The organism is Methylobacterium sp. FF17 (assembly GCF_025813715.1).
Lineage (GTDB): Bacteria > Pseudomonadota > Alphaproteobacteria > Rhizobiales > Beijerinckiaceae > Methylobacterium > Methylobacterium flocculans.
The window spans coordinates 1,063,044-1,083,993 of sequence record NZ_CP107532.1 but is presented as its reverse complement, the minus strand read 5'-3'; the positions used below and the strand labels follow the sequence as shown (position 1 = coordinate 1,083,993).

General features: G+C 71.2%; 22 protein-coding genes. 11 read left to right on the top strand and 11 right to left on the bottom strand.

The genetic code is table 11. From position 1 onward, the window contains the following. Positions 1-37: 37 nt before the first annotated feature. From OF380_RS04960 to addA, 3 genes are read left to right on the top strand one after another with little or no spacing between them, the layout of a single operon-like run. Positions 38-451: a PIN domain-containing protein gene (locus tag OF380_RS04960; protein WP_264049663.1), complete on the top strand. Its 414-nt coding sequence runs from the start codon at positions 38-40 to the stop codon at positions 449-451. Positions 452-468: 17 nt separating this feature from the next. After that, positions 469-714 carry a hypothetical protein gene (locus tag OF380_RS04955; RefSeq protein ID WP_264049662.1) on the top strand — a complete coding sequence of 82 codons (246 nt, stop codon included), beginning with the start codon at positions 469-471 and terminating at the stop codon, positions 712-714. Continuing rightward, entirely contained in the window at positions 714-4,226 is a 3,513-nt protein-coding gene (gene addA / locus OF380_RS04950) for a double-strand break repair helicase AddA (RefSeq protein WP_264049661.1), read from the top strand. The genes OF380_RS04955 and addA overlap by 1 nt, the downstream gene beginning before the upstream one ends. Before the next feature lie 10 nt (positions 4,227-4,236). Here addA and cobT read toward each other — a convergent pair whose 3' ends face one another. The 4 genes from cobT to OF380_RS04930 form a co-directional block, all read right to left on the bottom strand. Beyond that, the gene (gene cobT / locus OF380_RS04945) at positions 4,237-6,138 is read right to left on the bottom strand and encodes a cobaltochelatase subunit CobT (protein ID WP_264049660.1); all 1,902 of its coding nucleotides are present in this window, start codon (positions 6,136-6,138) and stop codon (positions 4,237-4,239) included. Positions 6,139-6,142: 4 nt separating this feature from the next. Further along, positions 6,143-6,646 (bottom strand): DUF29 domain-containing protein, encoded by a 504-nt coding sequence (locus OF380_RS04940; protein ID WP_264049659.1) that lies wholly within the window; start codon positions 6,644-6,646, stop codon positions 6,143-6,145. Positions 6,647-6,670: 24 nt separating this feature from the next. Then, positions 6,671-7,654, bottom strand: coding sequence for a cobaltochelatase subunit CobS (gene cobS / locus OF380_RS04935; RefSeq protein ID WP_264049658.1), 984 nt, complete (start codon positions 7,652-7,654; stop codon positions 6,671-6,673). 242 nt (positions 7,655-7,896) lie between these two features. Further along, positions 7,897-8,523, bottom strand: a complete 627-nt coding sequence (locus tag OF380_RS04930) for a J domain-containing protein (protein WP_264049657.1) — start codon at positions 8,521-8,523, stop codon at positions 7,897-7,899. A gap of 150 nt (positions 8,524-8,673) precedes the next feature. Between OF380_RS04930 and OF380_RS04925 the strand changes: the two genes are divergently transcribed. Beyond that, positions 8,674-8,958 (top strand): BolA family protein, encoded by a 285-nt coding sequence (locus OF380_RS04925; protein WP_264049656.1) that lies wholly within the window; start codon positions 8,674-8,676, stop codon positions 8,956-8,958. 11 nt (positions 8,959-8,969) lie between these two features. Continuing rightward, entirely contained in the window at positions 8,970-9,389 is a 420-nt protein-coding gene (arfB, locus tag OF380_RS04920) for an alternative ribosome rescue aminoacyl-tRNA hydrolase ArfB (protein WP_264049655.1), read from the top strand. Here arfB and OF380_RS04915 read toward each other — a convergent pair. Further along, positions 9,386-10,123 (bottom strand): YoaK family protein, encoded by a 738-nt coding sequence (locus OF380_RS04915; protein ID WP_264049654.1) that lies wholly within the window; start codon positions 10,121-10,123, stop codon positions 9,386-9,388. The genes arfB and OF380_RS04915 overlap by 4 nt on opposite strands. Positions 10,124-10,258: 135 nt before the next feature. Further along, positions 10,259-11,212, bottom strand: a complete 954-nt coding sequence (locus tag OF380_RS04910; RefSeq protein ID WP_264049653.1) for a methyltransferase domain-containing protein — start codon at positions 11,210-11,212, stop codon at positions 10,259-10,261. Positions 11,213-11,273: 61 nt separating this feature from the next. On the opposite strand from OF380_RS04910, the gene OF380_RS04905 reads away from it, so the two are divergent. Genes OF380_RS04905 through OF380_RS04895 form a run of 3 tightly spaced genes read left to right on the top strand, consistent with a single transcriptional unit; the run spans position 11,274 to position 14,742 of the window. Further along, positions 11,274-12,317, top strand: a complete 1,044-nt coding sequence (locus tag OF380_RS04905; RefSeq protein WP_264049652.1) for a ligase-associated DNA damage response exonuclease — start codon at positions 11,274-11,276, stop codon at positions 12,315-12,317. Further along, on the top strand, positions 12,314-14,275 hold the full coding sequence (locus tag OF380_RS04900) for a cisplatin damage response ATP-dependent DNA ligase (RefSeq protein WP_264049651.1): 1,962 nt from the start codon (positions 12,314-12,316) through the stop codon (positions 14,273-14,275). Before OF380_RS04905 ends, OF380_RS04900 begins: the two co-directional genes overlap by 4 nt. Further along, on the top strand, positions 14,272-14,742 hold the full coding sequence (locus tag OF380_RS04895; protein WP_264049650.1) for a secondary thiamine-phosphate synthase enzyme YjbQ: 471 nt from the start codon (positions 14,272-14,274) through the stop codon (positions 14,740-14,742). The genes OF380_RS04900 and OF380_RS04895 overlap by 4 nt, the downstream gene beginning before the upstream one ends. 4 nt (positions 14,743-14,746) lie before the next feature. Here OF380_RS04895 and OF380_RS04890 read toward each other — a convergent pair whose 3' ends face one another. After that, the gene (locus tag OF380_RS04890; protein WP_264051196.1) at positions 14,747-15,193 is read right to left on the bottom strand and encodes a DMT family transporter; all 447 of its coding nucleotides are present in this window, start codon (positions 15,191-15,193) and stop codon (positions 14,747-14,749) included. A gap of 118 nt (positions 15,194-15,311) precedes the next feature. Here OF380_RS04890 and OF380_RS04885 point away from each other — a divergent pair, with 118 nt between their 5' ends. From OF380_RS04885 to OF380_RS04875, 3 genes are all read left to right on the top strand, one after another. Continuing rightward, on the top strand, positions 15,312-16,214 hold the full coding sequence (locus tag OF380_RS04885; protein ID WP_264049649.1) for a LysR family transcriptional regulator: 903 nt from the start codon (positions 15,312-15,314) through the stop codon (positions 16,212-16,214). Between the two features lie 73 nt (positions 16,215-16,287). Beyond that, positions 16,288-17,460 (top strand): zinc-dependent alcohol dehydrogenase, encoded by a 1,173-nt coding sequence (locus tag OF380_RS04880; RefSeq protein WP_264049648.1) that lies wholly within the window; start codon positions 16,288-16,290, stop codon positions 17,458-17,460. A gap of 32 nt (positions 17,461-17,492) precedes the next feature. Beyond that, positions 17,493-18,092 (top strand): cyclase dehydrase, encoded by a 600-nt coding sequence (locus tag OF380_RS04875; RefSeq protein WP_264049647.1) that lies wholly within the window; start codon positions 17,493-17,495, stop codon positions 18,090-18,092. A gap of 102 nt (positions 18,093-18,194) precedes the next feature. Here the strand turns inward: OF380_RS04875 and OF380_RS04870 are convergent, their stop codons facing one another. The 4 genes from OF380_RS04870 to queE all read right to left on the bottom strand — a co-directional run bounded on the left by OF380_RS04870 (position 18,195) and on the right by queE (position 20,902). Continuing rightward, a complete protein-coding gene (locus OF380_RS04870; protein ID WP_264049646.1) occupies positions 18,195-18,983 on the bottom strand; it encodes an SGNH/GDSL hydrolase family protein in 789 nt (262 codons plus the stop codon). A gap of 149 nt (positions 18,984-19,132) precedes the next feature. Further along, positions 19,133-19,849 carry a 7-cyano-7-deazaguanine synthase QueC gene (queC, locus tag OF380_RS04865; protein ID WP_264049645.1) on the bottom strand — a complete coding sequence of 239 codons (717 nt, stop codon included), beginning with the start codon at positions 19,847-19,849 and terminating at the stop codon, positions 19,133-19,135. Beyond that, complete coding sequence (gene queD / locus OF380_RS04860; protein ID WP_264049644.1) at positions 19,846-20,211, bottom strand: 6-carboxytetrahydropterin synthase QueD; 366 nt, start codon at positions 20,209-20,211, stop codon at positions 19,846-19,848. Before queD ends, queC begins: the two co-directional genes overlap by 4 nt. Positions 20,212-20,269: 58 nt before the next feature. Continuing rightward, positions 20,270-20,902, bottom strand: coding sequence for a 7-carboxy-7-deazaguanine synthase (gene queE, locus OF380_RS04855; RefSeq protein WP_264049643.1), 633 nt, complete (start codon positions 20,900-20,902; stop codon positions 20,270-20,272). Positions 20,903-20,950 lie beyond the last annotated feature (48 nt).

Below are 20,950 nucleotides of genomic sequence, written 5' to 3'. Positions count from 1 at the left end.
CCTTGACCGATATCGCTCACGATATCAAATTCGCGGCATGATCGTCGTGGATGCCAATGTCGTGCTCGGCGCCCTGCGATCGCGGAACGGCGCGTCCCACTTCGTCCTGCGTGGGATGCTCATGCGCCGGTTCGCGTTCGCGGTCTCACCGGCGATGATCTTCGAATACGAGGATGTGCTGAAGCGACCAGGATTACTCGGGCCCAATCCGGCGATCGATCCTCAGGGGATCGACACGATCCTCGACGCCGTCTGCGCGACGGCGGTTCCGGTCCTGCCCTGGTTCCGGTTCAGGCCCTTTCTCGACGATCCGAAGGACGATCTCTACGTGGAATGCGCCCTGGCCGCCGGAGCCGACACCATCCTGACGTACGATCGGCACTTTCGAAAACCCGTCCTCATGGCTTTCGGGATCGAGGCCATGACCCCGCAAGCATTCCTGACCCGCTGACAGACGAAGGAGGGATCATGTCGAACTTCGCACTCCGCCTGCCCGAGCACGTCATGACTCAGGCCAAGTCCGCGGCCGACGAGGACAAGGTCTCCGTCAATCAACTGCTCGTCGCCTTCATCGCGGAGGGGCTCGGCCATCGCCGGGGCCTGAAGGAAATCCGGGCGCGGGCCGACCGTGCTGATATCGGGGCCGCCCTGGTGCTGCTCGATCAGGTCCCCGATGTGGCCGCCGAACCGGGCGACGAAAGGCCGACCAGCTGATGAGTGGCGTATCCACCCGCGAAGCCTTCGTCGTCGACGACCTCACCAAGACCGCGCAGCGGAGGGCCGCCGATCCGCGCGCCTCGGCCTGGGTTTCGGCCAATGCGGGTGCGGGCAAGACCAAGGTGCTCACCGACCGCGTGGTGCGCCTGCTCCTCGACGGGGCGCCGCCCGCGCGCATCCTCTGCCTCACCTTCACCAAGGCGGCGGCGGCCAACATGTCGATCCGGGTGTTCCGCGTGCTCGGCCGCTGGGTGACCCTGGACGACGCCACGCTCAGCGCCGAACTCACCGAATTGACGGGTGAGCGCCCCGCGCGAAAAACCCTGCAGGTGGCGCGGCGCCTGTTCGCGCGAGCCGTCGAGACGCCGGGCGGCCTGAAGATCGAGACCCTGCACGCGCTCTGCGAGCGGCTGCTGCACATGTTTCCCTTCGAGGCGAACGTTCCCGCCCGCTTCGTGGTGCTGGACGAGGTCCAGGCCTCGGACGCCTTCCAGATCGAGACCGGCAACGTGCTCGCCGATGCCATCGGCGGTGGTTATCCCCATCTCGGCGATGCCCTCGCCATCGTCGGGCCGGAGGCCACGGGCGACGCCCTGCGCAAGGCGATCCGCAACGCGATGCGGGCGCGCGACGTCCTGGCCGCGCGCGGCGGACTCGACGGCGCCTTCGGCGCCTTGGCCGACGCCCTCGGCGTCCGGGCCGGCGAGACCGTGGCGGAGATCGAGACCCGGATGCTCGACGGGGTCCTGGGCGATCTCGTGGAGACCGCCGCGCGCCTGCGCACCGGCAAGGCCACCGACGAGGGCATCGCCGACAGGCTGGTGCAGGTCGATGCGATACGGGACGAGGCCAGCCGCCGGGACGAGGCCCTGGAGGTCTATCGCGCCATCTTCTTCACCAAGGAGGGCGAGCCGAAGGCCGACAAGAGCCTCGGAACCAAGGCGGTTCCGGAGGACGTCAAGCAGGCCCTGCGCGACGAGCGCGACCGCCTGGAACCCCTCCAGGACAGCCTGCGCGGGGTGCGTGCCCTGGAACGCACGCAGGCCCTGTTCACGCTCGCGGCCGAGATCCACCGGCGGGTCGAGACCCAGAAGGCACGCCTCGGGGCGCTCGATTTCGACGACCTGATCCACAAGACCCTGGACCTGCTCGGCCGGGTCGATTCCACCTGGGTGCTCTACAAGCTCGATCGCGGCGTCGATCACGTCCTCATCGACGAGGCCCAGGACACCAACCCGCACCAGTGGGAGATCCTGCGCCGCATCACCGCCGAGTTCGCCAGCGGCGAGGGGGCGCGCGAGGTCGCCCGCACGCGCTTCGCCGTGGGGGATCCGAAGCAGTCGATCTACAGCTTCCAGGGCGCCGAGCCGCGCGAGTTCGAGACCACCCGGCGCGCCTGGCAGCGCGCCGCCACCGGCGCCGAGCTCGCTTTCGAGGACGTGCGGCTCGAACTCTCGTTCCGCTCGGCCGGCGGCGTGCTGCGCGCGGTCGACGCCACCTTCAAGATCGCCGAGCATTACGAGGGCTTGTCCTTCGACGACACGGCGATCGGCACCACCCACAGTACGGCGCGGAAAGCGGCGCCGGGCACCGTCGAACTCTGGCCGATCGAGGAGCCGGCGGACGAGCCCGAGCCCGATGCCTGGGCGGCCCCCGTGGACGCGCCGGAAACCAACGCGCCCGCGATCGTCACGGCGCGCCGCGTGGCGCGGGCGGCGCTCGCCTGGATCACGACGGGCGACGAGAGCGGCCGCGTCTGGCGCCCGGGCGACATCCTGATCCTGGTGCGCAAGCGCTCGGCCGCCTTCGAGGAGGTGATCCGTGCCATGAAGGCGCTCGGCGTGCCGGTCGCCGGCCAGGACCGCCTCGACATCGCCGCCCACATCGCCGTCAACGACCTCGTGGCGGTGGGCCGCGCCGGACTCCTGCCCGCCGACGATCTCACCCTGGCCGGCGCCCTGAAGACGCCGCTGGTGGGCCTCGACGACGACGACCTCGTGCGCATCGCCGCCTGCCGCGACCTGCACGAGACCCTGGAGGATGCCCTGGCCCGGCACGCGGCGGCCGGCGATCCGGCGGCGATCCGGGGGCATGAGGCCCTGCGCGCCTGGATCGCCCTGGCGGCCTGCGAGGGGCCGTTCGGCTTCTACGCCACCCTGCTCGGGGCGCGTGGCGGGCGCCGCGCCCTGGTCTCGCGCCTCGGCGGCGAGGCCGGCGACGCCATCGACGTCTTCCTGATGACGGCCGCCCAGGCCGAGCAGGCGCCCGATGCGCCCTCGCTCGGCGGGTTCCTCGCCCGCTACGACACGGTCCCGGGGCGCGGGGAGGGTGGGCACACGGTCAAGCGCGACCTCGAATCCGGTCGTGACGAGGTCCGGGTGATGACCGTCCACGGGGCCAAGGGGCTGGAGGCGCCGGTCGTGGTCGTCATCGACGGCTGCGAGGCGTTGGGCCGCAACGATCCGCCGCTGCTCTCCGTGGCGGGTTCCGAGCCGGCGCGGTCGCGCTTCGGGCAGGGGGCCGGCCCGCTTCCGCCGGTCTGGGCTGGGGCCAAGGCCGGGGATTGCGAGGCCGTCACGCAGGCTCGCGCCGCCCTGCAGGCCCGGGCCCGCGAGGAGCACAACCGGCTCCTCTACGTCGCCATGACCCGCGCCGCCGACCGCCTCGTGATCGCGCCCTACCGGGGGCACGAGGCCCCCACCGAGGCGGCCTGGTGCGAGATGATCCGCACCGGCCTTGAGGCCGAGTTCGGGGCCGGCGAGTCCGTCGAGACGGCGTACGGCCCGTCCACGCTCTGGCGCGACGGCGGCGCGGCGACGGCGCCCGAGGCGACGCCCGCCGTCGCCGCCGCTCCGCCGAACCTTCCGGCCTGGCTGGAGAGGCCCGTGGCCCCGGAGGCCGAGGCGGCACCCCCGGTCACCCCGTCCGGCGCCCTCGGAGCCGCCGATACCCGGCGCCAGCCCGGCCAGCGGCAGGCGGACAACGCGGCGCGCAAGCGTGGAACCTTGATCCACTCCCTGGTGGAACACCTGCCGCGGATCGACCCGGACCAGCGCGCGGCCGCCGCCACGGCCTTCGTGCGCGCGCGGGCGCCGGGCCTGGAGCCCGCCAAGCAGGCAGCCATCGTCACCGCTACCCTGCGCCTTCTGGAAGAGCCCGACCTCGCGCCGCTCTTCGCCCGCGAGGCGCGGGCCGAGGTGACGCTCTCGGGCCGGGTTCGGGTGGGGGGCGTCTCACGCCCGGTCTTCGGACGGGTCGACCGTCTGGCGGTCTCCGCCGACACGGTCTGGGTGGCGGATTTCAAGACCGGCCGCCCTCTCGCGGAGGGCGCGGCTCTGCCGCGCGCCGAGGCCGGGCAGATCGCCCTCTACGCCGCGCTGCTGGCCGAGATCTATCCGGCGCACCGGGTTGTTCCGATGCTGGTCTGGACCTCCGGGCCGATCATCCGGCGCCTCGACGCGCACGAGGTCGCCGCCGCCCTTGAGACCCTGGCGCAGCGCGCCGCCTGAGGAGCGGGCGCTATCGGCGCCCGCCGGCGGAGCGCCGGGAGGATACGGGCGTGCCCGAATCCTCCTCGAACAGCTCGGCGAGCTTCTCCGTCATCGCGCCGCCGAGTTCCTCGGCGTCGATGATCGTCACGGCGCGACGGTAGTAGCGCGTCACGTCGTGGCCGATGCCGATGGCGAGCAGTTCCACCGGGGAGCGGGTCTCGATGTCCTCGATCATCCAGCGCAGGTGGCGCTCGAGGTAGTTGCCCGGGTTCACCGACAGGGTCGAATCGTCCACGGGCGCGCCATCGGAGATCACCATCAGGATCTTGCGCTGCTCGGGGCGCGCCAGAAGGCGCTTGTGCGCCCAGTCCAGGGCCTCGCCGTCGATGTTTTCCTTGAGCAGGCCCTCGCGCATCATCAGGCCGAGGTTCTTGCGCGCCCGCCGCCAGGGCGCGTCGGCGCTCTTGTAGACGATGTGGCGCAGGTCGTTGAGCCGCCCCGGCGTGTTCGGCTTGCCGGCGGCGAGCCACGCCTCGCGCGACTGTCCGCCCTTCCAGGCCCGGGTCGTGAAGCCGAGGATCTCGACCTTGACGCCGCAGCGCTCCAGGGTCCGGGCCAGGATGTCGGCGCAGGTGGCCGCGACGGTGATGGGCCGGCCGCGCATGGAACCCGAGTTGTCGAGCAGCAGCGTGACCACCGTATCGCGGAAATTCGTGTCCTTCTCGCGCTTGAACGAGAGGGGCTGGAACGGATCGGTGACCACCCGAACGAGGCGGGCCGGGTCGAGCTGACCCTCCTCGAGGTCGAAGTCCCAGGCGCGGTTCTGCTGCGCCAGCAGGCGCCGCTGCAGGCGGTTGGCGAGGCGCCCGACCACGCCCTGGAGATGGGCGAGCTGCTTGTCGAGATAGGTGCGCAGGCGCGCGAGCTCGTCGGCGTCGCAGAGATCCTCGGCGTGGATGATCTCGTCGAAGCGCGGGTTGAAGACCTTGTACTCCGGGCCGCGCGGCTCGTTCGTGCGCGGCGAGGGGGGGCGCCACGCCTCCGAGGCCTCCTCGGAATCGGCGTCCTCGGCCTCGTCCGGCAGTTCGCCGGAGGGGGCGTCGGCGGCCTCGGTGGCGCCTTCCTGCAACTCGTCGGAGGCTTCCTGCGAGGTCTCCATCTCGGAGCGGTCACCCTGCGACTGCTCCTCGGCCTCGCCCTCGCTCGGAGTCTGCTCGTCGTCCTGGGCCTCGTTCTCGTCCTCGCTCTCGTCGTCCTCGGGATCGAACGGCGTCTCGTCCGCCATGTCGAGGGAGGTGAGCAGATCCCGCACCGAGCGCGCGAAGGCACGCTGGTTCTCGATGGAGCCGATGAGCCCGTCGAGGCTCGGGCCGGCCTTGTCCTCGATGTGCGAGCGCCAGAGGTCGACGATCTTGCGCGCCGCCGCCGGGGGAGCGGCGCCGGTCAGGCGCTCACGCACCATCAGCGCCACGGCATCCTCCATCGGCGCATCGGCCCGGTCGGTGATGTCCTCGTACTTGCCGCCGCGGTGATAGCGATCCTCCAGCATCGCCGTGAGGTTCGAGGCGACGCCCGCCATGCGGCGGGAGCCGATCGCTTCGACACGGGCCTGCTCGACGGCGTCGAACACCGCCCGCGCCCCGGCATTCTCGGGGGCGAGCCGCCGGTGGACGGCGACATCGTGGCAGCCGAGGCGCAACGCCATCGAGTCGGCGTTGCCGCGCAGGATGGCGACATCCTCCGGCGTCAGCTTGCGGGGCGGTTCGGGCAGGCGCGCCTTGTCGCCGGTGAGCGCAGGCCGGTCGCTGGCATAGACCACCTCGATCTCGGAACGCTTGGCGATGGCGCGCAGGCAGCCGGCCACCGAGCGCTTGAGCGGTTCGGCGACGGGCTCGCGCCGGTCGCCGGCTTTGCGGTTGGAGATGCTCACGGGGTTATGTCTTCACCGAGTCGAAATCGAAGGGGCGCTCCAGGATATCGTCCCAGGCGTAGGGGCATTCAGGCGGAAACTCATCTGGCGAAAGGTGAGTCTCATCGGCGGCCCAGTCGCGAGCGTCTGGATAGGCGGTGCCGAGGGCCTCGTCACGGCGGGGCTTCAGCCCCGGATTGTCCGCCAGGATCCGCATGTAACGCCGCCGCTGCTCGCGGATCGAGAAGATCCAGTTCGGCGTCCGGTGCTCCGGTTGCTGGTCCCATTTCAGCATGTGCATCACGAGAACGCGCAGGGTGCTGCGAAGTCTGTTGAATTCGCTCTTCGACAAGCCCTCAAGCTCCTCGGCCACGTGCTCGAGATCGAGATCCTCGAAGCGACGCGCTCGCAGAAGGTCGGCCTGCTGGATCAGCCACGCGTAGAAATCGTCCTCGTAGCGCGCACGGTTCGGTGCGCGCTCGGAGGGCGATGTCTCCCGTGTCTCATCCTTCAGGGCCGGCTCGGCCATCGCGATTCTCCGAAGAAACGATCCTCAGCTCAGCGCGACGTTCGACGCGCTCTCGGGCAGGTCCTTGCCGAAGGCGCGCTGGTAGAATTCCGCCACCAGGGTGCGCTCCAGCTCGTCGCACTTGTTGAGGAAGGTCACCCGGAAGGCGAAGCCGATATCCTTGAAGATGTCGGCGTTCTCGGCCCAGGTGATCACCGTGCGCGGGCTCATCACGGTGGAGAGGTCGCCGTTCATGAAGGCGTTGCGGGTGAGGTCCGCCACGCGCACCATGCGGTTGACGATGTCGCGTCCGCCGTCGCGCTGGTAGTGCGTCGCCTTCGAGAGGACGATGTCCACCTCGCGGTCATGCGCGAGGTAGTTCAGCGTGGTGACGATGGACCAGCGGTCCATCTGGCCCTGGTTGATCTGCTGCGTGCCGTGATAGAGGCCCGAGGTGTCGCCGAGGCCGACGGTGTTGGCGGTGGCGAACAGGCGGAAGGCCGGGTGGGGGCTGATGACGCGCTTCTGGTCGAGGAGCGTGAGGCGGCCCGAGAGCTCGAGCACGCGCTGGATCACGAACATGACGTCCGGGCGGCCCGCGTCGTACTCGTCGAACACGAGCGCGACGTTGTTCTGCAGCGCCCAGGGCAGGATGCCGTCCTGGAAGGCCGTGACCTGCTTGCCGTCGCGCACAACGATCGCGTCCTTGCCGACGAGGTCGATGCGCGAGACGTGGCTGTCGAGGTTGATTCGGATGCAGGGCCAGTTCAGGCGGGCGGCCACCTGCTCGATATGGGTCGATTTGCCGGTGCCGTGATAACCGGTGACCATCACGCGGCGGTTGCGGGCGAAGCCCGCCAGGATCGCCAGGGTGGTCTCGCGGTCGAAGATGTAGTCCGGATCGAGGGCGGGCACGTGCTCGTCGGTCTGGGAGAACGCGGGCACCTGGAGGTCGAGGTCGATGCCGAAGGCCTCGCGGACGGAGACGGTCCGGTCGGGCAGCGAGGCGGGCGTGACGTCAGAAAGCATAAGGACCTCGTCGGGGCGCGGGTGCCGTGGGGTCGAGCACGCAGCGCGCGGGCTGTATCGGGTTCTGCAGTCTCGCGCTTCGGGACACGAGCCGTGCGCGACCGCCATCTAAGGGTCGGCGCCGGGCGACGCCAAGGGGTGACAGCTGAGGATATAGGGCCTCGCGCGGCAATTGCTCCCCCACCCCGTGCGGAGAAGCGGCCGAAAACGTGCATCGATCGTGCCGCGACCCCCGCGTCGGGTCAGCACAGCCCGGCGGCGCGCAGGGCATCGTGGGCGCGGATGATGTCGCGCAGGCGCTCCTCGAAGGAGCGGTCGCCCCCGTTGGCGTCGGGGTGGAAGCGCTTCACCAGGGTCTTGTACTGCGCCTTGATCGCACCCGCATCCGCGGTCTCGTCGAGGCCGAGCACGTCCAGCGCCTTGAGGATGGTGGCCGAGTGCCGGGGCCGCCGCGGCTCGGGTGCGGCCTTGCGCCGGGCCGTCTCGCCGACGCCCTCCGCGCGCAGGATGTCCAGCGGGTCGACATAGGCCCAGTCGCGCTTGGGCGCGGCCTTGCCCTTCTCGCCGGCGCCGGCGGGGTTCACCCCCATCGCCCAGGTCGGCCGGTGCCCGATGATGGCGTCCTTCTGGTAGGCCTGCACGGCGGCGTCGTTCATGCCGTCGAAGTAGTTGTAGGTGGCGTTGTAGGCGCGCACGTGGTCCATGCAGAAGCGCCAGTACTGCCCTTCCGCCTTCCGGCCCTTGGGCGCGCGGTAGAGGCCCGGATTCTTGCAGCCCGGGGTCTCGCAGGTCTGGGTCGCAGCCGCCTTCGGCTCGTCGCAGGACGGCTTGATGCGGATGCTGTCGAACAGGGGCGAGTTGAGATCCATGATGGGGCGATTATGAGGGGGCGGATCGCAGACACAAGAGCGGCGGGCCTGATGCCGCATGCGATCGCCGGGGGTTGACGCGGGAGACCCGGGGCAGGCCCGGCCGGGTCGGATAAGAAGCTCCCGAACGGGTCAGAAGGAGACGACCAGATGAGCGAGACGGGAACCCTGAAGGCGTGGATCGACGAGACCCTGCGGGCGCAACTGGCGCCCGAGGCTCTGGAGGTCATCGACGAATCACACCTGCATGCCGGCCATTCGGGCGCGCGCCCGGAGGGCGAGACGCATTTCCGGCTGGACGTCGTCGCCGCCGCCTTCGAGGGCAAGAGCCGGGTCGAGCGTCACCGCATCGTCAACGGCGCCCTCGAACCGGCATTCAAGCGCGGTCTCCACGCCCTGGCGGTGCGCGCCCGCACCCCCGCCGAGGCCGCCTGAGGAGCTGCGCCGTGGCCCTGCAGTGCACGCCTCACATCGCCATCGACGAGGCGGAGCTGGAGGAGACCTTCGTGCGTGCGTCCGGCCCCGGCGGCCAGAACGTCAACAAGCTCTCCACGGCGGTGCAGCTGCGCTTCGATGCCCGTCGCTCGGCGTCCCTGCCCGACGCGGTGGCGGTGCGGCTGATGCGGCTGGCGGGCAAGCGCCTGACGGTGGACGGCGTCATCGTTATCAGCGCCCAGCGCTTCCGGACGCAAGACCGCAACCGGGCCGATGCCCGCGAGCGCCTGGCCGAACTGGTGGCCGAGGCGGCGGTGCCGCCGACGCCCCGGCGCGCCACGCGCCCGACCCTGGCCTCGAAGAAGCGCCGCCTCGACGACAAGTCGAAGCGGAGCGCCACCAAGCGCCTGCGCGGGAGCAGCGCCGATTAGATCCGCACCGCAGCCGTGCCGTCCGGCGGATGCGTCTCGACCTCGCCGCTGACGTAGCGGCTGCCGGGCTTCACGATCGTCAGCACCAGGGCGATGACCGCGAGCAGCGCCGAGACGGCGGCCGGGAACAGGAAGGCGTCCTCGCCGTAGCGCATCTGCAGGAAGCCGCCGATGACGGCGCCGGTGCTGAGGGCCGCCCACAGGGGTGCCTGGATCCAGAACGAGGGCGCCACCGTGCCGAGGATCAGGTTGGCGAGCCCGGTGCCGAACCGGACCACAGCGCCGGTGACGTAGGTGAGCGCGAGGCTGCGGCCGCCCTCGTCCTGCAGGGTCGCGTTCTGCAGGCCCAGCGCGATCACGATGGGGTAGGCGTGGAGCGGGAAGGCGAAGGTGCCGTGCGGGATGATGAGCCCGATGGTCAGCAGTACCGATTGCAGCAGGAGCAGCACCGAGAGACGCCAGCGCCCCACCCAGGCGGCGATGAGCGTGCCCGCGAAGGCGCCGAAGCAGAACAGCACGATGACGGAGGCGACGCGCGACGTGCTCTCCCAGTCGAACCGGCTCACCGAGACGCCGAACCGCGTCGTGTTCCCGCTCATGAAGGACATGAACAGCTGCGAGAATTCGAGGAAGCCGATCGAATCGGCGCAGCCTGCGACCGCGGAGAGCGCCAGTGCGAAGGGGATGCGGGTCGCGGCGCTCGCCGGGAACGACTTGTTCTGCGTCTCTGCCATGGATTCTCCGTTCTCCGTGTGGGGCGGCGGGCCTGCGACGCGAACGGGATCCGCCCGGCGGCGGCGATGGCTCCCGGGCGCACGGCAGGCAACAGTCACGCTCGGTTTTGGTTCAACCGCGTCGCACGCAGCGGTTCAAGTGTGCGAACGCAAACGTGAAGCGCCCGGCTTCTCCGCCACCACCACCCGCCCGGGCACGTCGCGGCCGTTCTCGCGGCGCGGGGAGGCCGATGTGAACCGCGTGAGCGCGAGGCCCGCCGCCGGCACGGCCTGCCGCACCAGGGCGTCGCCGTGGGCGTAGCGCGCATCCGTGCCGAGGATGAGCCCGTCGCCCGGATGGGACTGGACCGTGAAGGCGAAGCGCCCGCCCGGCCCCAGCACCTGGGCGGCGGCGGCGAGCACGCGCGCGAAATCGCCGACATAGATCATGACGTCGGCCGCCGTCACGCAATCCACCGAGGCCGGGGCCTCCTCGGCCAGTGCCGCGACGAGTTCGTTCAGGGCGAGGCGATGGTAGCAGCCCCGGCGCTCCGCCCGCGCCAGCATCTCGGGCGAGAGATCGATGCCCGTCAGGTGCTCCGGACGATTCCCGAGGGCCGCGCCCACCAGGCCGGTGCCGCAGCCGAGGTCGATCACCCGGCCGAGGCTCCCGTCGCCGGCCGCGTCGAGGGCGGCGGCAACGAGTTGGTGGCCGCGATAGGACAGGCCGTCCACGAGGTGCCGGTCGAAGCGCGGGGCGTAGGCGTCGAACAGCGCGCGGACATAGCCCGGCGAGACCGCCGACACCGCCGCGCCCGCGCCGATGCGCACCAGGGCGAGGCGGGCGCCCTGCGCGTCGTCGGGGTCGATCTCCAGGGCGGCGGCGTAGGCGCGCAGGGCGGCACGGTGCTCGTCCGCCCCCCCGTCCCGCGCGTACCGGGCCTCGCGGGCGCGACCGAGGAGGAACCAGGCCGGGGCGAAGCGGGGCGCGATCTCCAGGGCCTGCTCGGCCATCTCGGCGGCGCCGTCCGGGTCGCCGTCGTCGAGGCAGCCCTGGGCGTAGGCGTAGCGCCGGTCGGCGAGGAGGTCGCCGGAGGTGGAGGATCTCATGCGCGAATGGTGGGGGAGATGTGGCTGCGCGGGGGCGCTGGGCGCCCTATATGCCGCGCCGATGTCTTTCAGCGCCAGCGATCTTCTCACCCTGACCCGCGAGGGCCTGTACTGCCCCCTCGGCGGCTTCCACGTGGACCCGACCTGGCCGGTGCCGCGCGCCCTGATCACCCACGGGCACGCCGACCATGCCCGCGCGGGGCACGGGCGCGTGCTCGCGACGGGCGAAACCCTGCGCATCATGGCGGTGCGCTACGGAGCCGATTTCTGTGAGAGCCGGCAGGAGGCGCCGCTGGGCGAGGAGATCCGCATCGGCGACGTCACGGTGCGCTTCGCCCCGGCCGGGCACGTGCTGGGCTCGGCCCAGATCGCGATTCAAGCGCAGGGCGTGCGAGTGGTGGTGTCGGGCGACTACAAGCGCGCCTACGACCCGACCTGCCTGCCCTTCGAGGTCGTGCCCTGCGACGTCTTCATCACCGAGGCGACCTTCGGCCTGCCGGTGTTCCGCATGCCGGACACCCGCGACGAGGTGCGGAAACTCCTCGATTCCGTGGCCCTGTTCCCAGAGCGCGCCCACATCGTCGGCGCCTACGCACTGGGCAAGGCGCAGCGGGTCATGGCCCTGCTGCGGGAGGCCGGCTACGACCGGCCGATCTACCTGCACGGCGCGATGGAGAAGCTGACCGAGCTCTACAAGCAGGAGGGCATTCCGCTGGGCGAGACCCCGAAGGTGGTGGCGGCCGAGCGGGCTCAGCTCCACGGCGCCATCGTGCTCTGCCCGCCCTCCTCGATCCAGGACGTCTGGTCGCGCAAGTTCCCCGACCCCGTGACCTCCTTCGCCTCGGGCTGGATGCGGGTACGCGCCCGCGCCCGCCAGAAGGGCGTCGAACTGCCGCTCTGCATCTCCGACCATTCCGACTGGCCCGACCTCTGCCGCACGATCCGGGAGACCGGGGCGGGCGAGGTCTGGGTCACGCACGGGCAGGAGGACGCCCTGGTGCACTGGTGCGGGACGCAAGGCATCAAGGCCAAGCCCCTGCACCTGCTCGGCTACGGCGACGACGGGGAATCCGAGCCGGCCGCGACGGCGGAGGAGGCTGCGTGAACGACTTCGCTCATCTCCTCGACCGCCTCGCCTACGAGCCGCGCCGCAACGCCAAGCTGCGCTTGCTGCAGGATTACTTCGCCCATGCGCCGGACCCGGAACGCGGCTACGCGCTCGCCGCGATGACCGGCGGCCTGACGTTCCGCGAGGCCAAGCCCGCGATGATCCGGGGGCTGGTGGAGGCGCGCATCGACCCGGTGCTGTTCGCGCTCTCGCACAACTACGTCGGCGATCTCGCCGAGACCACGGCGCTGATCTGGCCGGCGCCCGCGCCGACATCCGAGAATGACGGCGGCTCTCCCGAATCCGGCCGGCATCGCGGGTCCCCTCTCCTGGAAGGAGAGGGACAGGGTGAGGTGCGTGACCTGTCCGAAGATGGACCACACCTCACCCCAACCCTCTCCTTCCAGGAGAGGGAATTCCAAGAGAGGGAGCCCGTCGCGGTTCGTCCCGGACGGCGGCCGAAGAGCGCCCCGGGCGGGCACGCGGCGGATGCCTCCCCCGCGGCGGAGGGCGGGCCGAATGCGGTCGCTCCCATCGGCCACAACAACCCGCCGCCGCACGTCCCCACCCTCGCCGAGGTGGTGGAAACCCTCGGCACCGTGAAGAAGGCGGACCTGCCGGCCCGCATCGCCGAGTGGCTCGACGCCCTCGACGAGACCGGGCGCTGGGCGCTCCTGAAGCTCATCACCGGGGCCTTGCGGGTCGGCGTCTCGGCGCGTCTGGCCAAGACCGCCATCGGGGCGCTCGGCGGCCACGAGGCCGATGCGGTGGAGGAGGTCTGGCACGGGCTGGAGCCGCCCTACGCCACCCTGTTCGCCTGGGTGGAGGGGCGGGCCGAGCGCCCGACCACCCGGAACCCGGCCCCGTTCCGGCCGCCCATGCTGTCCCACCCCATCGACGAGGACGGGGATTTCGAGAAGCTCGACCCGGCCGCGTTCTCGGGCGAGTGGAAGTGGGACGGCATCCGGGTCCAGCTCGTCGGCGGGCGCGACGAAGCCGGCGCCCAGGTGGCGCGGATCTACTCGCGCACGGGCGAGGACATCTCGGGCGCGTTTCCGGATCTCGCCGAGGCCATCACCTTCGACGGCGCCATCGACGGCGAACTCCTGATCCTGCGGGAAACCCGCGTGCAGAGCTTCAACGTGCTCCAGCAGCGCCTGAACCGGAAGGCCGTGACGCCGAAGCTGCTCGAGGAGTTCCCCGCCCACGTGCGCGCCTACGACCTGATGCATGCGGAGGGCGAGGACCTGCGCCCGCTGCCCTTCACCGAGCGGCGCCGGCGCCTGGAAGCCTTCGTCGCCGCCCTGGACCACGCCCGCATCGACCTCTCGCCCCTGGTGCCGTTCGCGACCTGGGACGACCTCGCCGCGGCCCGCTCGGACCCGGCTTCCGTCGGCGGCGGCGCCGACTCGGACGCCATCGAGGGCGTCATGCTGAAGGCCCGCGACAGCGCCTACCTGCCGGGCCGCCCCAAGGGCCCGTGGTGGAAGTGGAAGCGCGAGCCGTTCCGCGTCGACACGGTGATGATGTACGCCCAGCGCGGGCATGGGAAACGCTCGTCGTTCTACTCGGACTACACCTTCGGGGTCTGGCGCGAGCGGGAGGACGGCAGCCCCGAACTGGTGCCGGTGGGCAAGGCCTATCACGGCTTCACCGATGCCGAACTCGCGAAGCTCGACCGTTACGTCCGCAACAACACCACGAAGCGCTTCGGCCCGGTGCGCGAAGTCGCCTACGGGCTCGACCACGGCCTCGTGCTGGAGATCGCCTTCGAGGGGGTCCAGCGCTCGACCCGGCACAAGTCGGGGGTCGCCATGCGCTTCCCGCGCGTCGCCCGCATCCGCTGGGACAAGCCGGCGGCGGAAGCCGACCGGATCGAGGCGCTGGAAACCATCCTGGCGCGGGGCGAGCGCGAGGTCGCGCCCGGCGAGGCCATCAGTGAGGCTCAGGCATGAGGAACGCGGGCAAGGTCGGAGCGCCGCAAGGTTTTTCCAGCGGCGCGGTGGAGCGCCAGGCGAGCGCGACGCTGACGGTCGCCACGCCGGGCCAGGGCTTCACGGATCTCACGCGCGCGGTCGCGGCGTTCCTGGCCGAGGTCCGGATCACCACCGGCCTCGTCACCGTGTTCTGCCGGCACACCTCGGCCTCCCTGACGATCCAGGAAAATGCCGACCCCGACGTCCGCACGGACCTGCTGACCGCCCTCGACGGCCTCGCACCGCGCCATGCCGGCTACGTGCACGGCGCGGAGGGGCCGGACGACATGCCGGCCCATATCCGCACGATGGTGACGGATACGGCCCTGAGCATCCCCGTGCTCGGCGGTCGCCTCGCGCTCGGCACCTGGCAGGGCATCTACCTCATCGAGCACCGCGACCGTCCGCACCGGCGCGAAATCGTCCTGCACGCCCTGGGGGCGTGAGCGTTCAGCGCCGGATCAGGATCACCCCGGCGATCAGCAGCACGACCCCCATGATGCGGGGCCCGTCGAGGGCGCGCTGGGCGAGGCCGAGCCAGCCGAAATGGTCGAAGGCCACCGAGGCGAGCATCTGCCCGGTGACGAGGAGGGCGAGGAAGGTGGCGGCGCCGAGTTGCGGCACCAGGATGGTGGCGAGCGCGATGAAGATCGCCCCGAACGCGCCCCCGCTCCAGGCCCACCACGGGATGCGCGCCGCGACACTCGCCGGGGGCAGGGGATCGCGCAGCGCGAGCGCCAGCGCCACCATGCAGAGCAATCCGACGAAGTAGCTGATGAAGCCGGCCCAGGCGGAGGAGTTCAGGGCAAGCCGCAGGTTCGCGATGAGCGCCTGCTGCACGACGATGCAGGCGCCCGCCAGGACGGACAGGACCACGGGAAGCAGGAGCGTGAGCAGGGGCATGGACCTCTCCGAGGTCGCCCGTCGCATGACGCGGCAGGTGACCGCGCCTTGACAACCATCACGGGCCCATGCCGTCAAATGACGGATCGGCGCCTGTCCATGCGGATCCGGCATGATCAACCCGGCCCATCTCGATCTCTTTCGTGCGGTGCTGCGTCACGGCGGCATGACGCGGGCCGCCGCCGCGCTGGGACTCGGCCAGCCTCAGGTGAGCCGCGCGATGGCGCAGCTCGAGGCCGAGCTCGGGCTGACCCTGTTCGTGCGCGGGCACGGCAGCGCCCTGCCCACCGCCGAGGGAGAAGCCTTCGCCCGCGAGGTCGAGAACACCTGTGCGGGGCTCGAGCACCTGCGCCACGCCGCCCGCCAGATCCGTGAACGGGGCACGGGGCCCCTGCGCATCGCCTGCCAGCCGTCGCTGGCGGCCGGCCTGCTGCCCCGGGCGATCCGTGGGCTCGTCGCAGAGCATCCCGGCATCCGCGTCGCGGTCCATGTGCCCGGTCCCGATACGATCTGGTCCTGGGCGGCCTCGGGCCAGTGCGACCTCGGCCTCGTCCGGCCCCGATTCGGCTATGCGGGGGTGGAGGCCGAGCCCTTCCTCACCGTCGATGCGGTCTGCGCGCTGCCGCGCGGACATGCGCTCGCACGCGAGCGAACGATTCGGGTCGAAGATCTCGCCCCTGAAACCCTCGTCGCGGGCGGCCCCGGGCCCTTCCAGGCAGCCGTCGAAGCGCGATTCGCGGCGGCCGGCCTCGCGCCGCGCTTCGCCCTGATGGCCCAGTACACGGCGGCGCGCTGCGGGCTCGTTGCCGAGGGACTCGGGCTCGCCATCGTCGATCCCGTGCCGGCCCGGGCCTGCGCCGGCCTGCCCATCGTGCTGAGACCCTTCCGGCCCGCGCTGCCCATCGAGACCCTGCTGATCCGGCCGGCGGGGCGCCCCCCGGGGCCTCACGCGGTGCGGCTGGTCGAGCTGCTGCGGGGAGCGTGCGCGAGCCTGGCGGCAGATCCGTACGATTGAGCACCGAACCCGCGCCCGCTTGCGCGGTTCTCGCAGCGATGGCGACAGATTCGCCGCATGCGGGAGGGACGCGATGAAAGCTCTTGTCTGGCACGGCACTCAGGACATTCGCTGCGAATCCGTGCCTGATCCTCGCATCGAGGACGACCGGGACGCGATCATCAAGGTCACGTCCTGCGCGATCTGCGGCTCCGACCTGCACCTCTACGACCACTTCATGCCCGGCATGGAGAAGGGCGACGTCATGGGCCACGAGTTCATGGGCGAGGTGGTCGAGACCGGCAAGGGCATCAACGGCGCCCTGCGCAAGGGCGAGCGCGTGGTGATCCCGTTCACGATCATCTGCGGCGAGTGCGACCAGTGCAAGCGCGGCTTCTTCTCGGTCTGCGAGCGCTCGAATCGCAACAAGCACCTCGCCGCCAAGGCCTTCGGGCACACCACCGCGGGCCTGTTCGGCTACACCCACCTCACCGGGGGCTACCAGGGCGGACAGGCCGAGTACGTCCGCGTGCCCTTCGCCGACAAGACCCACATCAAGGTGCCGGACGGGCTCAGCGACGAGCAGGTGCTGTTCCTCGGCGACATCTTCCCCACCGGCTGGCAGGCCGCGGTCCAGGCCGACATCCAGCCCACCGACACGGTGGCGATCTGGGGCGCCGGCCCGGTCGGCCAGATGGCGATCCGCTCCGCGATCCTACTCGGCGCCAAGCAGGTGGTGTGCATCGACCGGGTGCCCGAGCGCCTGGAGATGGCCCGCGCGGGCGGCGCGATCACCATCGACAATGCCACCGAGAGCACGGTGGAGCGCCTGAACCAGCTCACCGCCGGCAAGGGTCCGGAGAAGTGCATCGACGCGGTCGGCATGGAGGCGCACGCGCCCCGCGCCCTCGAGCACGCCTACGACCGCGTGAAGCAGGCGATGATGCTGGAGAGCGACCGCGCCACGGTGCTGCGCGAGATGATCTACGTCTGCCGCCCGGCCGGCATCCTCTCGGTTCCGGGCGTCTATGGCGGGCTCGTCGACAAGATCCCGATGGGCGCCCTGATGAACAAGGGACTCACGCTGCGCACCGGGCAGACCCACGTCAATCGCTGGACCGACGACCTCGTCCAGCGCATCGCCAACGGCCAGATCGACCCGTCCTTCGTCATCACCCACCGGGGCCATCTCGAGGACGGGCCCGAGCTCTACAAGACGTTCCGCGACAAGAAGGACAACTGCATCAAGGTCGTGCTCAGGCCCTGATCATCCCCTGATCCCGCTTCAAGGAGGTCCGCATGCCCGCATCCGCGTCCCGACAGGATCCGACCGCCCGCCACGGGCGCACCGGGCGCGACGCCCCGCCCGCCCGCCTCGCCTCGGACCGGCGGCGCCGGCCCGATCCGGCCACCCGTCAGCTGGCGCAGGGCCTCGGCTGGTTCTCCCTCGTCCTCGGGGTGACGGAGCTGACCTGCGGCGACGCGATCGCGCGCTGGCTCGGCATGCCGCGCGCCGGCCCGCTGGTGAGGGCCTACGGCGTGCGCGAGATCGTCCAGGGCGCCGGCATCCTCGGCTCCCATGATCCGACACCCTGGATCTGGGCCCGGGTCGCCGGCGACGGCCTCGACGTCGCCACCGTGCTGCCCGGGCTCGGCGGCGACCCGCGCCACCGGACCAACACGGTCATCGCCCTGACGGCCCTCGCGGGGGTCGGCGTGGCCGACATCCTCTGCGCACAGGCTCTCTCCGACGCTCCGCTGGCGCCCTCGGAGCGGGTCCGGGCGGATTACCGGAACCGAAGCGGGTTTCCGAAGGGGATCGAAGCGGTCCGCGGCGCCGCCCGCGACGTCCGGCCTCGGGACTTCACCACACCGGAGGGGATGCGCGCCTGGAGCTGAGGCGGGGGACCCGCGGCCTCGGCAGCCGACGACGCGGTCCCTCCCCCGAACGTGAGGGGGCCCGCCCTTGCAAGACCCCGAGGGGATCGATCGGAAACGGGATCACTCCGGGGGCCGTCGAGGTACGGTGTCGCCGAGCGCGCGCAGGCGTGTTTCCAGGTCGGCAGCCAGCGCCTCGTAGTCGCGCAGGTGCACCCCGTCCGGCGGTGCCGCCTGCGTGGTCAGGCCCGCCTCGCCGTCGCGCAGGTTCGCGAACGGATCGAAGAACCGGCATCCGTGCCGGTCGCACAAGCCGCGCAGGGCCGCCGAATAGGCCGCCACCGCTGCGGGATCCCGGTCTGCCTGCGCTTCCGGGCCGATCGGCGGGACGGCGGCGACCAGCACGAGATCGGCGTTGGCCCGCAGCCATTCGAGACTGCGCGAAGCGGCCGCCTTAAACCCGCCCAGGGTTCTGTCGGACAGGGGGGCGGCGTGACGCAGAATGTCGTTCGTGCCGAGGAACAGCACCGCGACGCCGGCCCGGACCGGGACGCTCAACCCGTCGAGTTCCGCCGCGTAACGGCGTGCCGAGGTGCCGCCGATCCCGCCATTGACGACCGCCGGGAGACGCCGGGCGAGCACGTTGCCGAGGAGCTCGGCGTGGGAGTTGCCCGCCAGGAAGACGAATCCCGGCTGTGCCGCCGACAGTGCCGCGCGGATCGCCGGCAGGCGCTGCATCAGGTGCTCGCTGGCCAATTGCCTGTTGCGCTCCGCCTCCTCGGTCGAGCCGGCCATGGGGGCGGCGACGATTGCGGGCGCGGCGAGCATGGCGCTCAGGGCCACGGCGATCGCCAGCGGGCGCATCCCACGCCCGGAGGGAGATCGGGGGAGACCGAGGTCCGAACCGTTCATCCGTATCCTCGGATCGCCACGTCTTGCCTGGGCACGTCTTGTCTGGGTACGTCTTGCCCGGGATCGAGGCGTCTCCGGGGTGGAGAGCCGTGCCGCGTCCGGGATGCCGGAGAAGGGTCTCGTGGGCCAGCGCGCTGCCGACGACAGGGTCAGGTCCTTGGAGCCGCCACGGCCTCGGCGGTGAACCGGGCGTAGCCCTTGGCCCGCAATTCACAGGCCGGACATTGGCCGCAGCCATGGCCCCAGGCATGGCGCGCGCCGCGCTCCCCAAGATAGCAGGTGTGGCTCTCCTCCACGATGAGATCGACGAGGGGCGGGCCGCCGAGGTCCCTGGCGAGTGCCCAGGTCTCGGCCTTGTCGATCCACATCAGCGGCGTGTGCAGCACGAAGCGGCGGTCCATCCCGAGGTTCAGCGCCACCTGCAGCGCCTTGATGGTGTCGTCCCGGCAATCCGGGTAGCCGGAATAATCGGTCTCGCACATGCCGCCGACCAGATGCGTCAGCGCGCGGCGATAGGCCAGCGCCGCCGCGAAGGTCAGGAACAGGAGATTGCGGCCCGGCACGAAGGTGTTGGGCAACCCACCGGCCTCGAAGGCGATGGCGGTGTCGCGGGTCAGCGCGGTCTCGGAGACCCGGCCCAGGGCGTCGAGGGCCAGGGTGTGGTCGTCGCCGAGGCGATTGGCCCATTCGGGCTTCAGGGCACGGATCCCGGTGCGCAGGGTCTCGCGGCAATCGAGTTCGACCCGGTGGCGCTGGCCGTAATCGAAGCCGAGGGTCTCCACCCGGTCGAAGCGCTCCAGGGCCCAGGCGAGGCAGGTGGTCGAGTCCTGCCCCCCGGAGAACAGGACCAGGGCGCCGCCGCTCATGCCGGGCGCTCGCCTTCGTACTCGGCCCAGGACATCGGCGTCTCGTACACCTTCACCGAGGATAAAGCCGGCAGCGCCGCCTTGGTGCGCTCCCAGATCCAGACCGCGATGTGCTCGGCGGTCGGGTTCTCCAGCCCCTCGATCTCGTTGAGGCAGTAATGGTCGAGGCGCGCCAGGACGGGGGCGAAGGCGTGCTCCACGTCGAAGAAATCCACCACCCAGCCGGTGGCCGGGTCGACGGCGCCCGACAGGGTGAGTTCGACCCGGTAGGAATGCCCGTGCATGCGGTGGCAGCGATGGGTCTCGGGCACGTTCGGCAGGCGATGCGCCGCCTCGAAGGTGAAGGCCTGGGTGATCTTCATGGTGAGGAACCTGCTGGCCCGGCCGGGCCGTGATGGGGACGCGATCGCGCTTCGGGAGTCATGGAATCCCGATGATCTTGTGCGTCTGGAGCGAGAGGCGCCAGCGTGCGTCCCGCCGGCAATACGCCACGGCCTCTGCCGTGTTGGCGAGGCGGTCGGGCCCATCCATGGGCTGGAGCCAGTGATGCCGGAAATCGAGGTCCGCGAAGCTGTCCGGATCGACGGCCGCCTGCGGGAAGACCAGCTTCAGTTCGTGCCCGGTGCGCTGCACGATGGCGTTGCCGGCCTTCGGGCTGACGCAGATCCAGTCGATGCCCTCGGGGGCGGGGAGGGTGCCGTTGGTCTCCACCGCGACCTCGAATCCGAGGGCGTGGACCGCCGCGATCAGCGCCGGGTCGAGCTGGAGCAGCGGCTCGCCGCCCGTGAAGACGACGTAGCGGTGGCGCGGCCCTCCCGCCCAGGTGTCGGCGATGGCGGAGGCGAGAGCCTCCGGCGTGGCGAAGCGGCCGCCGCCCTCGCCATCCATGCCGATGAAGTCGGTGTCGCAGAAGGTGCAGGCGGCGCTCGCGCGGTCCTCCTCGCGGCCAGACCAGAGATTGCAGCCGGCGAAGCGGCAGAACACCGCCGCGCGGCCCGCCTGCGCGCCCTCGCCCTGAAGGGTGTGGAAGAGTTCCTTGACCGCGTACGCCATCACGTTCCCGCGCCGCCCGAACGCCCCGTCCGGCCGCACGCTCCAGAT

Coding starts and splice junctions, on each gene's coding strand:
- OF380_RS04960 (WP_264049663.1), top strand. CDS start 38: ATGATCGTCGTGGATGCCAATGTCGTGCTCGGCGCCCTGCGATCGCGG.
- OF380_RS04955 (WP_264049662.1), top strand. CDS start 469: ATGTCGAACTTCGCACTCCGCCTGCCCGAGCACGTCATGACTCAGGCC.
- addA (WP_264049661.1), top strand. CDS start 714: ATGAGTGGCGTATCCACCCGCGAAGCCTTCGTCGTCGACGACCTCACC.
- OF380_RS04940 (WP_264049659.1), bottom strand. CDS start 6,646: ATGGCCGAGCCGGCCCTGAAGGATGAGACACGGGAGACATCGCCCTCC.
- cobS (WP_264049658.1), bottom strand. CDS start 7,654: ATGCTTTCTGACGTCACGCCCGCCTCGCTGCCCGACCGGACCGTCTCC.
- OF380_RS04930 (WP_264049657.1), bottom strand. CDS start 8,523: ATGGATCTCAACTCGCCCCTGTTCGACAGCATCCGCATCAAGCCGTCC.
- OF380_RS04925 (WP_264049656.1), top strand. CDS start 8,674: ATGAGCGAGACGGGAACCCTGAAGGCGTGGATCGACGAGACCCTGCGG.
- OF380_RS04915 (WP_264049654.1), bottom strand. CDS start 10,123: ATGGCAGAGACGCAGAACAAGTCGTTCCCGGCGAGCGCCGCGACCCGC.
- OF380_RS04910 (WP_264049653.1), bottom strand. CDS start 11,212: ATGAGATCCTCCACCTCCGGCGACCTCCTCGCCGACCGGCGCTACGCC.
- OF380_RS04905 (WP_264049652.1), top strand. CDS start 11,274: ATGTCTTTCAGCGCCAGCGATCTTCTCACCCTGACCCGCGAGGGCCTG.
- OF380_RS04895 (WP_264049650.1), top strand. CDS start 14,272: ATGAGGAACGCGGGCAAGGTCGGAGCGCCGCAAGGTTTTTCCAGCGGC.
- OF380_RS04885 (WP_264049649.1), top strand. CDS start 15,312: ATGATCAACCCGGCCCATCTCGATCTCTTTCGTGCGGTGCTGCGTCAC.
- OF380_RS04880 (WP_264049648.1), top strand. CDS start 16,288: ATGAAAGCTCTTGTCTGGCACGGCACTCAGGACATTCGCTGCGAATCC.
- OF380_RS04875 (WP_264049647.1), top strand. CDS start 17,493: ATGCCCGCATCCGCGTCCCGACAGGATCCGACCGCCCGCCACGGGCGC.
- OF380_RS04870 (WP_264049646.1), bottom strand. CDS start 18,983: ATGAACGGTTCGGACCTCGGTCTCCCCCGATCTCCCTCCGGGCGTGGG.
- queC (WP_264049645.1), bottom strand. CDS start 19,849: ATGAGCGGCGGCGCCCTGGTCCTGTTCTCCGGGGGGCAGGACTCGACC.
- queD (WP_264049644.1), bottom strand. CDS start 20,211: ATGAAGATCACCCAGGCCTTCACCTTCGAGGCGGCGCATCGCCTGCCG.
- queE (WP_264049643.1), bottom strand. CDS start 20,902: ATGGCGTACGCGGTCAAGGAACTCTTCCACACCCTTCAGGGCGAGGGC.